The sequence below is a fragment of the Gordonia sp. Z-3 genome (genome assembly GCF_036233855.1).
Taxonomy (GTDB): domain Bacteria; phylum Actinomycetota; class Actinomycetes; order Mycobacteriales; family Mycobacteriaceae; genus Gordonia; species Gordonia tangerina.
Genome location: NZ_JAZARS010000005.1, coordinates 250,143 through 263,606, shown reverse-complemented (window position 1 = coordinate 263,606; position 13,464 = coordinate 250,143). Strand labels below are relative to the sequence as shown.

The 13,464-nt window shown below is 66.0% G+C and carries 12 protein-coding genes; 6 read left to right on the top strand and 6 right to left on the bottom strand.

The genetic code is table 11. From position 1 onward, the window contains the following. The first annotated feature begins 60 nt into the window (after positions 1-60). The 5 genes from VX037_RS08010 (at position 61) to VX037_RS07990 (ending at position 5,655) form a co-directional block, all read left to right on the top strand. Complete coding sequence (locus VX037_RS08010; RefSeq protein ID WP_235722710.1) at positions 61-1,332, top strand: PucR family transcriptional regulator; 1,272 nt, start codon at positions 61-63, stop codon at positions 1,330-1,332. 195 nt (positions 1,333-1,527) lie between these two features. Beyond that, the gene (locus VX037_RS08005) at positions 1,528-2,436 is read left to right on the top strand and encodes an ACP S-malonyltransferase (protein WP_266062908.1); all 909 of its coding nucleotides are present in this window, start codon (positions 1,528-1,530) and stop codon (positions 2,434-2,436) included. A 168-nt stretch (positions 2,437-2,604) separates the two neighbouring features. Continuing rightward, positions 2,605-2,907 (top strand): meromycolate extension acyl carrier protein AcpM, encoded by a 303-nt coding sequence (gene acpM / locus VX037_RS08000; RefSeq protein ID WP_160901079.1) that lies wholly within the window; start codon positions 2,605-2,607, stop codon positions 2,905-2,907. Next, positions 2,907-4,178 carry a KasA/KasB family beta-ketoacyl-ACP synthase gene (locus tag VX037_RS07995; RefSeq protein WP_328713803.1) on the top strand — a complete coding sequence of 424 codons (1,272 nt, stop codon included), beginning with the start codon at positions 2,907-2,909 and terminating at the stop codon, positions 4,176-4,178. Before acpM ends, VX037_RS07995 begins: the two co-directional genes overlap by 1 nt. 25 nt (positions 4,179-4,203) lie before the next feature. Beyond that, positions 4,204-5,655, top strand: coding sequence for an acyl-CoA carboxylase subunit beta (locus VX037_RS07990; RefSeq protein ID WP_287016778.1), 1,452 nt, complete (start codon positions 4,204-4,206; stop codon positions 5,653-5,655). A gap of 153 nt (positions 5,656-5,808) precedes the next feature. On the opposite strand, the gene VX037_RS07985 is transcribed toward VX037_RS07990, so the two are convergent. From VX037_RS07985 to VX037_RS07965, 5 genes are all read right to left on the bottom strand, one after another. Beyond that, the gene (locus VX037_RS07985; protein WP_235722705.1) at positions 5,809-6,327 is read right to left on the bottom strand and encodes a DUF3145 domain-containing protein; all 519 of its coding nucleotides are present in this window, start codon (positions 6,325-6,327) and stop codon (positions 5,809-5,811) included. A gap of 126 nt (positions 6,328-6,453) precedes the next feature. Continuing rightward, complete coding sequence (locus VX037_RS07980; protein ID WP_287016777.1) at positions 6,454-7,278, bottom strand: serine hydrolase domain-containing protein; 825 nt, start codon at positions 7,276-7,278, stop codon at positions 6,454-6,456. 37 nt (positions 7,279-7,315) lie between these two features. Next, positions 7,316-8,446 (bottom strand): NDMA-dependent alcohol dehydrogenase, encoded by a 1,131-nt coding sequence (locus VX037_RS07975; protein WP_235722701.1) that lies wholly within the window; start codon positions 8,444-8,446, stop codon positions 7,316-7,318. A 216-nt stretch (positions 8,447-8,662) separates the two neighbouring features. Further along, positions 8,663-10,267, bottom strand: a complete 1,605-nt coding sequence (fadD5, locus tag VX037_RS07970; protein ID WP_287016776.1) for a fatty-acid--CoA ligase FadD5 — start codon at positions 10,265-10,267, stop codon at positions 8,663-8,665. Between the two features lie 98 nt (positions 10,268-10,365). Then, on the bottom strand, positions 10,366-11,178 hold the full coding sequence (locus VX037_RS07965; RefSeq protein WP_235722699.1) for an enoyl-CoA hydratase-related protein: 813 nt from the start codon (positions 11,176-11,178) through the stop codon (positions 10,366-10,368). Between the two features lie 196 nt (positions 11,179-11,374). Between VX037_RS07965 and VX037_RS07960 the strand changes: the two genes are divergently transcribed. After that, positions 11,375-12,613 (top strand): TetR/AcrR family transcriptional regulator, encoded by a 1,239-nt coding sequence (locus VX037_RS07960; RefSeq protein WP_287016775.1) that lies wholly within the window; start codon positions 11,375-11,377, stop codon positions 12,611-12,613. Here VX037_RS07960 and VX037_RS07955 read toward each other — a convergent pair. After that, positions 12,587-13,393, bottom strand: a complete 807-nt coding sequence (locus VX037_RS07955) for a hypothetical protein (protein ID WP_287016774.1) — start codon at positions 13,391-13,393, stop codon at positions 12,587-12,589. The two genes, VX037_RS07960 and VX037_RS07955, sit on opposite strands and share 27 nt — an antisense overlap. Positions 13,394-13,464: the final 71 nt, after the last annotated feature.

The following is a 13,464-nucleotide window of genomic DNA, read 5'->3' as shown; positions in this document are numbered from 1 at the left end:
ATGTCCTCGGCCACTCACCGTCTGCGGATCGGTGCGTGGCCGAGGGCATAGATTGAAGTGGTGACCGACGCTCCGCTGAACCCTGAGCCACCGCCGGCCGACGTATTCGGCGAACGGGGGGCGCACGTCCCGGCACCGGCGACGGTGCACGATGCGCTTCCCGACACGCTCTTGCGGCGCGTGAAACAGTACAGCGGTCGCCTGGCCACCGAGGCCGTGCATTCCATGCAGGACCAGCTGCCCTACTTCGGTGACCTCGATGCCGCCCAGCGGGCCAGCGTGCAGTTGGTGGTGCAGACCGCGGTGGTCAACTTTGTCGAGTGGATTCAGGACCCCGAGGGCAACGTCAAGTTCACCGTGCAGGCCTTCCAGGTGGTCCCACAGGATCTGGCCCGGCGCATCACCCTGCTGCAAACCGTCGAGATGGTCCGCGTGGCCATGGAATTCTTCGAGAAGTGGCTGCCCCTGCTGGCCCGCAACGACGCGCAGCTACGTGCGCTGACCGAATCGGTGCTGCGCTACGGCCGTGAGATCGGCTTTGCCGCCGCCTCCATCTACGCCTCGGCGGCCGAGTCGCGCGGCGCCTGGGATTCCCGGCTGGAGGCCTTGGTGGTGGACGCAGTGGTGCGTGGTGACACGGGACCGCAGTTGCTCTCGCGGGCCGCCGCCCTCAACTGGGACTCCGACGCACCGGCGACCGTCATCGTCGGCATACCCCCACCGGAGCAGAACGTGTCGGTGCCGTTGGCCATCCACAACACGGCCAAACAGTTCGACCGATCGGCGCTGTCGGTGGTGCAGGGCAAGTTCCTGGTGGCCATCGTCAGCGGCAGCATCCGGCCGACCGAGCGGTTCGTGACGGCGCTGCTCACCCACTTCGCCGAGGGCCCGGTGGTGATCGGCCCCACCATGCCCAACCTGGGCAGTGCACACACCAGCGCCGATGAGGCGATGTCGGGGATCACGGCCGTGGTGGGGTGGCCCAATGCGCCTCGGCCCGTGCACAGCCTCGAACTACTGCCCGAGCGCGCCCTGAACGGAGACACCACGGCGATGTCCGCGCTGAACGACCAGTTGGTACAGCCGTTGGCCAAAGGCGGAAGCACGTTGAACGCGACTCTGGAGGCGTATCTCGACTCCGGCGGATCGGTCGAGAGTTGCGCCCGCCTTCTGTATATCCATCCAAATACCGTTCGTTACAGACTGAAGAAAATTGCGGAAATCACAGGTCGCGATCCGACAAACCCCCGCGACGCGTATGTACTGAGGATCGCGGGCACTGTGGGTCGATTGACACACTTGCAAAACGAATCACCCTCTCACGCCACATAGGTCACATCAGCCACAGTCCGATTTTCGCGTTTTCGCAGATCAAGGTCATCAGGACACGGTTTCATAACGCATCTCGGAGTGATGACGAACCAGGTACCCCTTCGATGAACTTTGTGGGAACCCTACAAATCAAAGCCACAAGGTTCATGGGCCTCAACACCCGCAAAATGGGCTCCGACGGTGTTCTCTGGTCACGTGCTCACGATGCTTGCGCCCGGCCAGGGCTCTCAGACACCAGGGATGCTGACCACGTGGTTGGAACTCGCGGGTGCGCGTGACCAACTCGCCACGTGGTCGAAGCTGACGGGACTCGATCTCGAGCGGCTCGGAACCACCGCGACCGCGGAGGAGATCACCGACACCGCGGTGACGCAACCGCTCGTGGTCGCCACCGCGTTGCTCGCCTTCGACGAGTACCGCAAACGCACTGATCTGCCCCCCGACGCCATCGTCGCCGGCCACTCGGTCGGTGAACTCGCTGCTGCCGCGATCACTGGTGTGATCAGCGCCGACGAGGCGGTCACGTTGGCGGCGATCCGCGGCGCGGAGATGGCGAAGGCCTGCGCGATGGAGCCCACCACCATGGCGGCGGTCCTCGGCGGCGACGAAGCCGAGGTGCTCGCGCGCCTCGACGAGCTCGATCTGATCCCGGCCAACCGCAACGCTGCCGGACAGATCGTCGCCGCGGGCAAGGTCGAGGCGATCGACGAACTCATCGCCGCCCCGCCGGCCAAGGCGCGCATCCGCAAACTCGCGGTCGCCGGCGCTTTCCACACCCGATTCATGGCGCCGGCCCAGGACGCCGTCGCCGAGGCGGCGGCGAGCATCACACCTGCCGATCCGGTGCGGACCCTGCTGTCCAACTCCGACGGCCGCCCGGTCACCGACGGCGCGGACGCGCTGACCAAGCTGGTCGCCCAGGTGACCAAGCCGGTGCGCTGGGACCTGTGCTCGGCCTTCATGCGCGAGCAGTCCACCACTGCCATCGTCGAGCTGCCGCCGGCTGGCACGTTGGCGGGCATTGCCAAGCGAGAGCTGAAGGGAACGCCGACGTCGGCGCTCAAGGACCCCGACGGCCTCGACACCATCACCGAACTTGGATAGCGGTCGCGGCGTGACGCCGTGACCCCCGGATAACCGGACCCCCGGTAGTCCAAGCACGCATGGGCAGGCGCCCGCGCGTGCTCCGGAGCTGCATCAGCACCGATCAGTCACCCCATGGGTCGACCCAGATGGTCAACCCAGAAGTTCGACACAGAAGGGAGCCACACAGTGGCCGCCACTCAGGAACAACTCATTGCCGGCATCGCCGAGATCATCGAGGAAGTCACCGGCATCGAGCCGTCCGAGGTGACCATGGAGAAGTCCTTCGTCGACGACCTGGACATCGACTCGCTGTCGATGGTCGAGATCGCGGTGCAGACCGAGGACAAGTACGGCGTCAAGATCCCCGACGAGGACCTCGCCGGTCTGCGCACCGTCGGCGACGCCGTGGCCTACATTCAGAAGCTCGAGGCCGAGAACCCCGAGGCTGCTGCCGCCATCCAGGCCCAGGTCGAGGCAGACCAGAACTGATGAGTTCTCCGTCCCTCCGCGAATACTCCACGCTGGGCGGGAACTTCCCGAGTGTGGTGGTCACCTCCATGGTGGCCACCACCTCGCTCGGCGTCGACCTCGACTCCACCTGGCAAGGCCTGCTCGACGGCAAGACCGGTATCCGCGAACTCACCGACGACTTCGTCACCAAGTACGGCGAACTGCCGTGCCGCGTCGGTGGACGCCTGCTGGCAGATCCCGCTGATGAGGTCACCCGGGTCGAAGCACGCCGGATGGCCTACGTCGAGCGCATCGCCCACGTCATGAGCAAGCGCTTGTGGGCTCAGGCTGGCGAGCCAGAGGTCGACCCCGACCGTCTCGCGGTCGTACTCGGCACCGGTCAGGGTGGCGGTGACGCGATGGTCGACGCGGTGAAGGCGATCGAGTCCTCCGGCAACTACCGCAAGGTATCCCCGTTGGCCGTCTCGATGGCCATGCCCAACGGCCCGGCGGCCGTTACCGGCCTCAACGTCGGTGCACGGGCCGGTGTGATCACCTCGGTGTCAGCCTGCTCGTCGGGTGCCGAGGCCATCGCGCACGCGTGGCGGCACATCGTCATGGGCGACGCCGACATGGTGGTCACCGGTGGCGTGGAAGGTCACATCGACGCGATTCCGATCGCTGCGTTCTCGATGATGCGGGCGATGAGCACACGCAACGACGATCCGGCGGGTGCGTCACGTCCGTTCGACAAGGACCGCGACGGCTTCGTGTTCGGTGAGGGCGCCGCCATGTTGATCCTCGAGCGCGAGGAGCACGCCAAGGCTCGCGGCGCACACATTCACGCGCGCCTGCTCGGTGCCGGGATCACCTCCGATGGGTTCCATCTGGTGGCTCCGGATCCCAGCGGCCAAGGCAACGCACGCGCGATGACCCGGGCAATCCAGACCGCCGGTCTCACCAAGACCGACATCACCCACATCAACGCGCACGCGACGTCCACGCCGATCGGCGACACCGCCGAGGCTGCCGGCATCAAGGCCGCCATCGGGCAGCAGGCCGCGGTGTACGCACCGAAATCGGCTCTCGGACACTCCATCGGCGCAGTCGGGGCGCTGGAGTCCGTGATCACCATCAAGAGTGTCGAGGAAGGCGTGATCCCGCCGACGCTCAACCTGGAGAACCAGGATCCCGAATGTGACATCGACGTCGTCGCCGGTGAGGCCCGTCACGGGCAGATCGACTACGCGTTGAACAACTCATTCGGATTCGGCGGGCACAACGTCGCCCTCGCCTTCGGTCGCTACTGACCTCCCGACACCACAGGAGACTGCGATGACCACAGTGGCCCCCATCGTCGGCCATGAGGAGACAGCCGATCCCCGTGATCCGCTGTTGCGGTTGACCAACTTCTTCGACGAAGGCTCGATGTCGCTGCTGCACACCCGCGACAAATCAGGTGTGCAGGCAGCCATCGGCACGGTCGACGGCATTCGCACCGTCTCCTATTGCACCGATGGCACCGTGATGGGCGGTGCCATGGGTGTGGTGGGATGTGCCCACATCGTCAACGCGATCGACACCGCCATCGCCGAACAGGCCCCCGTCGTGGGGATCTGGCATTCCGGCGGTGCCCGATTGGCCGAAGGCGTCGAGGCCCTGCACGCCGTGGGCGGTGTCTTCGAGGCGATGGTTCGCGCGTCGGGCTACATCCCACAGATCTCGGTGGTCGTCGGCTTCGCGGCCGGTGGCGCTGCATATGGTCCGGCGCTGACCGACGTGGTCATCATGGCCCCGGAGGGCCGGGTGTTCGTCACCGGTCCCGACGTGGTCAAGAGTGTCACCGGCGAATCGGTGGACATGGAGTCCCTCGGCGGGCCGCTGACGCACGGTAAGAAATCCGGGGTCAGCCACATCACGGCCGATTCCGAGCCCGACGCATACTGGCGGGCCCGCCGACTCGTATCCACCTTCGGCCGGCAGGGCCAGTTCGATCTCGAACAGGCACGCGCCGGCGACACTGATCTCAAAGCCCTTCTCCCCGAGTCCAATCGGCGCGCATACGACGTGCATCCGGTCCTCCGGGATCTGCTCGACACACAACTCGCCGGCGACGGCGAGACCGAGATCTCCAGTTTCGAAGAGCTGCAGGCCAAGTGGGCACCGAATATCGTGGTCGGGTTCGGCCGACTGTCCGGCCGCAGCGTCGGTGTGATCGCCAACAATCCGCTGCGGATGGGCGGTTGCCTGAATTCCGAGAGCGCGGAGAAGGCATCGCGGTTCGTGCGCCTGTGCGATGCATTCGGCGTTCCGCTGGTGGTCATCACCGACGTCCCCGGTTATCTGCCCGGCGTCGGACAGGAATGGAACGGCGTGGTGCGCCGCGGCGCCAAACTGCTGCACGCGTTCGCCGAATGCACCGTGCCCCGGGTCACCTTGGTGACCCGAAAGATCTACGGCGGCGCCTACATCGCGATGAACTCCCGCGCGCTCGGCGCGACGGCCGTGTTCGCCTGGCCGGGCTCCGAGGTCGCCGTCATGGGTGCCAAAGCTGCCGTCGGCATCCTGCACAAGAAGGCCCTCGCCGCGGCGCCTGACGACGAGCGTGAAGCCCTGCACGAGCGTCTCGCCGCTGAACACGAGGCCATCGCCGGCGGTGTCGGCCGCGCGCAGTCGATCGGAGTGGTCGACGATGTCATCGACCCGGCCACCACTCGCAGCCGTATCGCCGACGCGCTCGCCGCCGCCCCCGCGCGTCGCGGGCGGCACAAGAACATCCCGCTCTGACCCGGCCCAACCCGATCCCCCGGAGCGCCCCAGCGACGATCGATTAGCGGGCGAGCGACAGCGAGAACGCGTATCGAGTTCACCTGTCCAGCTGGAGATCTCGATACGGCTCCTCGCTGCCGCTCGTCACCTACTCGATCAGCAGAGGTGTGCCTACCCCACCCGCTGCTGCAACCAGGTCACCTCGGCGCCGGCGCCACCCATGCGATAGGCCTCCAGCGCGTCATCCCACGCAGTGCCCAACGCCGCCTCGAGTTCGCCGGCGAGTCCGACACTGTCGGGTTGACGCTCGATGAGCGCACGCAGCTGCATCTCGCCGATCACGACGTCGCCGTTGGCGCTCGTCGAACCGCGCCACAGCCCTAGTCCGGGTACGTAGCAGAAGCGTTCACCGTCGACACCGTCACTGGCGTTCTCGGTCACCTCGAACCGCAGGCCCGACCACTCGCGCAAAGCGGTCACCAGACGTGCGGCGGTACCGACCGGCCCCGTCCAGTCAACGGTCGCACGTTGCATCCCGGGGTCGGCCTCTTGCGCGGACCACTTCAGGTTGGCCCGCGCATTCAGGGTCGACGACAGAGCCCACTCCACATGCGGGCACAGCGCCACCGGCGCCGAGTGGATATACACCACTCCAGTCGTCATGTCCGCAAACTGACTCAGATTGCGCACCTTGTTTCACCTCCGGTCTCGACGAGGAACGTCTTCCCCAACACACCTCGCGAATCCGGATATCACACTTGTGTGGTCAATTGTGCCCCATGGTGCCCGTGTTGCGCCAGTTTCTGGTGTGCTTTCTCAGGTTCGAGATCGAGACCGAATCTCGTCGACAACCGAATCGTTGAACTCGCTCCACAGCGGCTTGGCCCAGGCTCCGAAATCGCGGTCGCCGAGCACGACGCACGCTGCGTGCAGTTCGGGGTCAACCCACAGGAACGTACCGGTCTGACCGAAGTGACCGAATGTCTGCGGCGAGTTCTGCTCGCCGGTCCAATGCGGCGTCTTGTGGCCCCGGATCTCGAATCCGAGGCCCCAATCGTTGGGCCGCTGCTTTCCGTAGCCCGGGACGAACCCGTCCAGGCCCGGGAACTGCACCGATACCGCCCGGGCCGCCGACTCGGCAGACACCAGCCGGGGCGACAGCAGATCCGCCGCGAACCGTGCGAGATCGGCAACGCACGATCGGGCGCCGTGACCGGCCGGCCCGGCCAATTGGGTCGACGACATACCCAACGGCTCGCAGACCGCCTGGCGCAGGTACTCCGCGAAGCCGATGCCGGTCGCAGCCTCCACCGTCTCGGCGAGCACTTCGAACCCGGCGCTCGAATAGATGCGCTGCGTCGCAAGGGGCGCAATGACGTCGCGACTGGCGAAGTCGAGCCCCGAGGCATGAGCCAACAGATGCGCGATGGTGGCGCCCGGCGGGCCTGCCGGGTCGTCGAGGGCCACGGCCTCCTCCTCCACCGCCAGCAGCACGGCTTGCGCGACCAGGAGTTTGGTGACCGAGGCGAGTTCGAACACGCGAGTGGGGTCCCCGTACTGCGCGGTGACCCCACTCGGCGTGATGATTGCGGCCGCAACGTTGTCGACCGGCCATTGTGCTAACGAATCCAGAGGCGACACAGCGGCCAGCGTACCGCCGCGTTCTGTCGGTACCGCGTCAGCGGTCCTCGTCGGTGTAGCGGATGACACCCCGGATGTTCCTGCCGTCGAGCATGTCCTGGTATCCCTCGTTGATCTGGTCCAGACGGTACTGACGGGTGATCATGTCCTCGATGTTCAGTTTGCCCATCCGATACATCGACAGCAGCTGCGGGATGTCGAGTTTCGGGTTGGCGCCACCGAAGATGGTGCCCTGCAAGTTCTTCTGCAGCAGGGTCAGCATCGCGAGGTTCAGGGTGACCTCGCTCTCCATCATGTTGCCCATGCCGGTGAGGACGCAGGTGCCGGCCTTGGCGGTGATGCCCATCCAGGTGTCGACGTCCTTGCCGTGTACCTCGCCGACGGTGACGATCACCTTGTGGCACATGTGCCCGTTGGTCAGTTCGGCGATGCTCATCGCCGCCTCTTCGACCGAGGCGAACGCGTGGGTGGCGCCGAACTTCATGGCCTGCTCGCGTTTCCACTCCACGGGATCGATCGCGATCACGTTGCGCGCACCGGAGATGACTGCACCCTGCAACGCCGCGGTCCCCACGCCCCCGACGCCGACGATGGCGACATCCTCACCGGGCCGGACGTCACCGCTACGGGTCGAAGATCCGTATCCGGTCGGGATTCCGCAGCCGCACAGCGCGGCGACCTCGAACGGGATGTCCTTGTCGATCTTCACCGCGGACGCCTCGTGGACCACCATGTAGGGCGAGAACGTACCGAGCAGAGTCATCGGATAGACCGGTTCACCCGAGGCGGTGTGGATGCGGAAGGTGTTGTCAGAGACGGCCTCACCCTGCAACAGCATGGCACCGAAGTCGCACAGGTTGGCCAGACCCGCCTTACACGAAGGGCACTTTCCACACGACGGGATGAAGGAGAGCACCACGTGGTCGCCGACCTCGAAGTCGGTGACGCCCTCCCCCACCTCCTCGACCACACCGGCGCCCTCGTGGCCTCCCAGGATCGGGAAGCCCGCCATCGGGATACCACCGGTCATCAGGTGATGGTCGGAGTGGCACATGCCGGCCGCTTCCATCCTGATCTTGATCTCGCTGCGCTGGGGATCACCGATCTCGATCTCCTCGATCTCCCACGGCTTGTTGTTCTCGCGCAGCAGCGCACCCTTGGTCTTCACTGACTTCCTCCACTTCCGACTACGACTCGTCTGACGTGAATCGCCCCCCGCCAGACGTGGACGATCTAGGAGAGACCCTAGTCACTTTCCCGGAAAAATGGAACGTGTTCTAGTCTGGTATTCGGCGCTCCACAAACCACAAAGGGAACTGACATCCACGGTGGATACAACCAGCGTGGATGTCAGTTCCCCGTGTGGTTACCCACACAGACGTGTTCAGTTGGCCAGGCCGGCATCCTTGCTGCCGTAGGACGACCGCAGCGAAGGCTTGACAACCTTGCCGCCGGCGTTGCGCGGCAGTTCGTCGACGATGACCAGATCCTTGGGATGCTTGAACCGGGCCAGGTTCTCGTTGAGGTAGGGCTCCATCTCCTCCAGCGTGAGGTCGTCGACACCCTCGGCGAGCACCACCACCGCGACGGGCACCTCACCCCACTTCTCGTGTGCGCGACCGATGATCGCGGCCTCGGCGATCTTGTCGTGGCCGAACAGCGCGTTCTCCACCTCGGCGCAGTAGATGTTCTCACCGCCGGAGATGATCATGTCCTTCGCACGGTCGACGACGTAGAGGAAGCCCTCCTCGTCCTCGCGCACCAGGTCGCCGGAGTGGAACCAACCACCGTGGAAGGCATCCGCGGTGCCCTGCGGATTCTGCCAGTACCCCTTCATCATGTTGGGTCCGCGGTAGACGATCTCGCCGACCTCGCCGCGCTTGACATCATTCATCTCCGGGTCCACCACGCGTGCGGTGACGGCCGGCACCACCTTGCCGATGGACCCGATCTTGCGCAGCGCATCCTTGCCCTCGAGGACACAGGTGATCGGCGCCATCTCGGTCTGGCCGAAGACGGCCACGTTGAGCGCATCCGGGAAGGTCTCACTCATGGCCCGCAGCACGGTGTCCGATGCCGGCGCCGCACCCCAGCTGATCACACGCAACTTCAGGTCACGTGGTTTGGCCTGCTGGGCGGCACACACCGCCTGCCACTGTGCGGGCACCAGGAAGATCGAGGTGGTGCCCTCACGCTCGAGGGTGTCGAGCATGTCGTTCGGGTCGAAGGCGCCCAGCGGGTGGATCACCGAGAGCGCACCCATGTAGAACAGCGGGGTCATCGCACCGAGGCCGGCGATGTGGAACATCGGCGCGACGCAGGCACCGATGTCGTCGGACCGGGTCTGCAGCGCCTGCAGACAGGTTACCGCCTGCGCCTGCAGATTCTGATGGGTCAGCATGGCGCCCTTGGGCTTTCCGGTGGTACCCGAGGTGTACATGATGAGCGCGACGGTCTCCTCGGGGATGTCGATCTCGGGAAGTTCCGAGGCATCCTCCGCCATCAGTTCCTCGTACTTGAGATGTGCCTCGTTGTCGGTGTCGCCGACCACGATCAGCGAATCGATCGCTCCGGTGGACGCGCTCACGGCGTCGGCGAGCGGTGCGAGCAGCGACTCGGTGACGATCACCTTCGCGCCGCTGTCGGAAACGAGGAAGGCGATCTCGGCGGGGCTCATGCGGACGTTGACCGGGACCGGGATCGCACCGATGAGGTTGGCACCGAGTGTGGCCTCCACGTACTCGGTGCGGTTCAGCATGACCAACAGGATGCGGTCGCCGAATCCGACGCCCCGGCGGTTCAGCGCAGCGGCGAATGCCCGGGTGCGCTCATCGAGCTCACGCCAGGTCGTGACCTGACCGAAGAACTTCAGCGCGGGCCCGTCCGGTGTCATGAAGGCGTGCCGACGCACCTGGTTGTTCCAGTGGTTACGCCGCGACCGCAGTGGCTCGGTCGTCAGATCGCTGGCCGGGTCGATGGTTGCGGTCATTGGGGATACTCCTCCAGTCGTGCGCCGCTCTCGCAGGTCGCGTTGGGTGTTGTGCTGGTGTCGGTGGCGGTCGGCGACACGGCCGAGGGTCCGACGCGTCAGGATGTGGCGCTGCCCGCAAAGGCCGCCATCGCAGCCTGGAACTCGGCGGACTGCAGCAGCTCGGTCTGCCCGTCGAGTTCCCGGTCGAGCGCGGCCTCGAAGTCACCCATCGTGTGGGCGTCGAGCGCCGCCTTGGTCAATCGCAGTGCGCTGGTCGACGTGCCGGCCAGCTTGCCGATGACCTTGTCGACAGTGGCGTCGAGCGCGGCACGGTCGGCGACCAGCCCGCTGAGCAGCCCTGCACCGAAAGCCTCCGCAGCCGGCAGCTTTTCACCCAACAGCGCCATGGTGTTGGCACGCGCGCGCCCGATCGAGGAGGCCACCAGCATCGATGCCCCGCCGTCGGGCATCAGTCCGATGTTGATGAAGGCCAGCAGAAAGTAGGACCGTTCGGTCGCATAGACGAGGTCCGCGGCCATCGCCAACGATGCACCGATGCCGACCGCCGGCCCGTCCACCGACGCGATGACCGGAACCGGGACCGCACGCACTGCACGGGCGAGCTCGGAGCCGCCGGAGATGACGCCCCGGGCCTGCGTGGCATCGAGGCCACCGGTCGGGTTGCCGCCCGCGGTCTGCGCGATGTCGATGACATCGGCGCCGGTGCTGAAGCTGCCGCCGACGCCGTCGATGATGACCACCCGCACGTCATCGCGCTGGGACCACTCGCCGAGCGCGTCCATGATCGTGCGGGTGGCTGCGCCGTTGAGCGCATTCATCCGATGCTGCCGGTCGATCTCGATCCGGGCCACCCCTCGTGCGTCGACCTCGGCCCGCACTTCGTCCACGGCAGCGTCGTGTTCGCTCACTGTTCGCCTCACTCCTCAGCTCTGTCGCCCTCGCCTGTCACGGGTGGATCGACGCCCACAGTACTACCACAGTGCGACCTAGATCACGAGAATACTCATTAACTTTTCTTTACGTAAATGCCCTGTTTCCTGGTCTTTTGTCTCGAACAAAGAAATCATGGGTGGAGAAGATCGATTCCGGCTAAGCTCGCATCCCATGGCTTCACGTTCGTCGACTCCGGCTGCCCCGCAGGGCCGCACGCCACGGCGCAGGCCGGCCGATCGGCGCGATGTCATCCTGCGCGTGGCCGCGAAGGCTTTCAGCGACAGCGGGTATCACGCCGTGCGTCTCGACGACATCGCCGACGCCGCGGGCATCTCCGCGCCCGCGCTCTACCGGCATTTTCCGAACAAGTACGCACTTTTCGCCGAGACCGCGCGCTCGTTGGCCGGCGCCCTGGCAGCAGCAACCGCCGCGGTGCCGTCGTCGCCCGAAGACCCCGCCGGCGAGCTGCGCGGGTTGCTCGGCGCACTCACGGCCGCGGCCGTGGACAACCGCCGGACCGGCGGGATCTACCACTGGGAGGCCGACTACCTCGTCGACGACGACGCCCGGTATGTCCGGACGGTGGTGGTCGACCAGCATCGTCGTATACGCAGCGTCCTGTATGCGTGCCGGCCGGATCTCGACGGTGCCGCAGCAGATCTCATCACCGCCGCCATGACCAGCGCAGTCGCCAGTCCCGCCACTCACCGGACGGTCCTGGCCGCACGACAGATCGTGACGCTGATCACCGACGCCGCGATGTCACTGACGGATGTGGAGCTCCCGCCCGAATCCACTCCGAGGCTCGGACCCGCCGGCGGGCTGTCCCCCACGTCGAAACGTGAGGTGCTGCTGGCTGAGTCGATCCGACTCTTCGCCGCCCGCGGATTCCGCGAGGTGACCATCGACGACATCGCGCGCGCCGCCGATCTGCCCCCGTCCGGCGTGTACCGCCATTTCGAGAGCAAGGCCGCGATCCTGCAGGCCGCGTTCTGGCGCGCATCGGACCGCGTCACGGCGATGATCTCCGATGCGCTCGCGCGCGCCGCCACCCCCCGACAGGCGATCGTCGCGCTGGTGACCGGTTACTGCGACATGTGTTGCACAAACAACGACATCCTCGCCGTCTACGCCAGCGAGATCGGAAACATCGAACCGCGCCAGCGCACCGAGCTGCGCGCCCAGCAACGGATCAACGTCGAGGAGTGGGCAGGCTGGCTGACCCGCGATCGACCCGAGCTGACTCCGGTGCAGGCACGCTTTCTGGTTCAGGCAGCACTCAATGTCACGATGGACCTGACCCGCCCCCGCCGTCGACCCTCGGCCGAGCGCGTCAGCAGCCTGGGACTGCGGCTACTCCTGGCCGACCACGCCCCCAGGCAATCAGACGGTGTCCAGATCAGCCAGTAGCCATCGGCCGTCGCGTCGCTCCAACGTGACCTTGACCCGAGACTGGTATGGGATACCCTCGGGCACTTGCGAACTCACTTCCGGAGAGGTGACCGTCTGATCGAGTGTCACCAGCACGACCGCGGTGCCGTCGGACAATGACTCCACGCCCGCATCATTGGCAACCGCCCGCGAAGTGCCACTGACCGAGGCGTTGCCGCGCCGCGCATCCGCCGAGGAGGTGATGTAGGCCTTCGCGAATTCCGGAGTGGAGATCTCGCGAATGCGACGGTCGAGATCGTCATAGCGAGCCGGATCATAGGTGGCGACCGTGGCCGCATAATCCCGCGCGATGCGCATGACCTCGGAGCGAGTGGCTGCCGACGGCCCCGCCGCGTCGGCGCGATCCTCGGCCTGCACCCAGGCGTAGGCGAAGTAGGCCGTCGTCACGGCCAGTAGCGCCGAGAGCGCGACCAGAATGATCAAGGCGATGCGCGTGCCGCGGCCGCCGCCGCCGGTGGCAACCCTTCCGGGAACCCGGTCGGCCGAATCCGACCCGCCACGTGATCGACCCCCGCGCCGCCCTCCTTTGGACTCGGCCTCGGCTCGTAGCCGGTCGCGCTTCGAGCGGTTGACGGCGAGGAAGTCATCGCCATCAAGAGAGGTGATGTCCTCCGTCGTCCGGGAATCATCGAGGTCGCGATCGGTGACCGATGACGAGTCGGTGCCGGCAGAATCGGCAGCCGCTGCGACGTCGATGCCGCCTTCGTCGGTCGAGGTCGGCCGTTGAGACTTTGGCATGCGACCAATGTAGCGGGCATCGATTGTGTTGTAGGTCACCGCTATCCTGCTTACATATATTTGATGTGATA

What these genes read in the sequence shown, in the direction of transcription:
- VX037_RS07995 (WP_328713803.1), top strand. Translation starts at nt 2,907, where the DNA reads ATGAGTTCTCCGTCCCTCCGCGAATACTCCACGCTGGGCGGGAACTTC.
- VX037_RS07990 (WP_287016778.1), top strand. Translation starts at nt 4,204, where the DNA reads ATGACCACAGTGGCCCCCATCGTCGGCCATGAGGAGACAGCCGATCCC.
- fadD5 (WP_287016776.1), bottom strand. Translation starts at nt 10,267, where the DNA reads ATGACCGCAACCATCGACCCGGCCAGCGATCTGACGACCGAGCCACTG.
- VX037_RS07960 (WP_287016775.1), top strand. Translation starts at nt 11,375, where the DNA reads ATGGCTTCACGTTCGTCGACTCCGGCTGCCCCGCAGGGCCGCACGCCA.
- VX037_RS07955 (WP_287016774.1), bottom strand. Translation starts at nt 13,393, where the DNA reads ATGCCAAAGTCTCAACGGCCGACCTCGACCGACGAAGGCGGCATCGAC.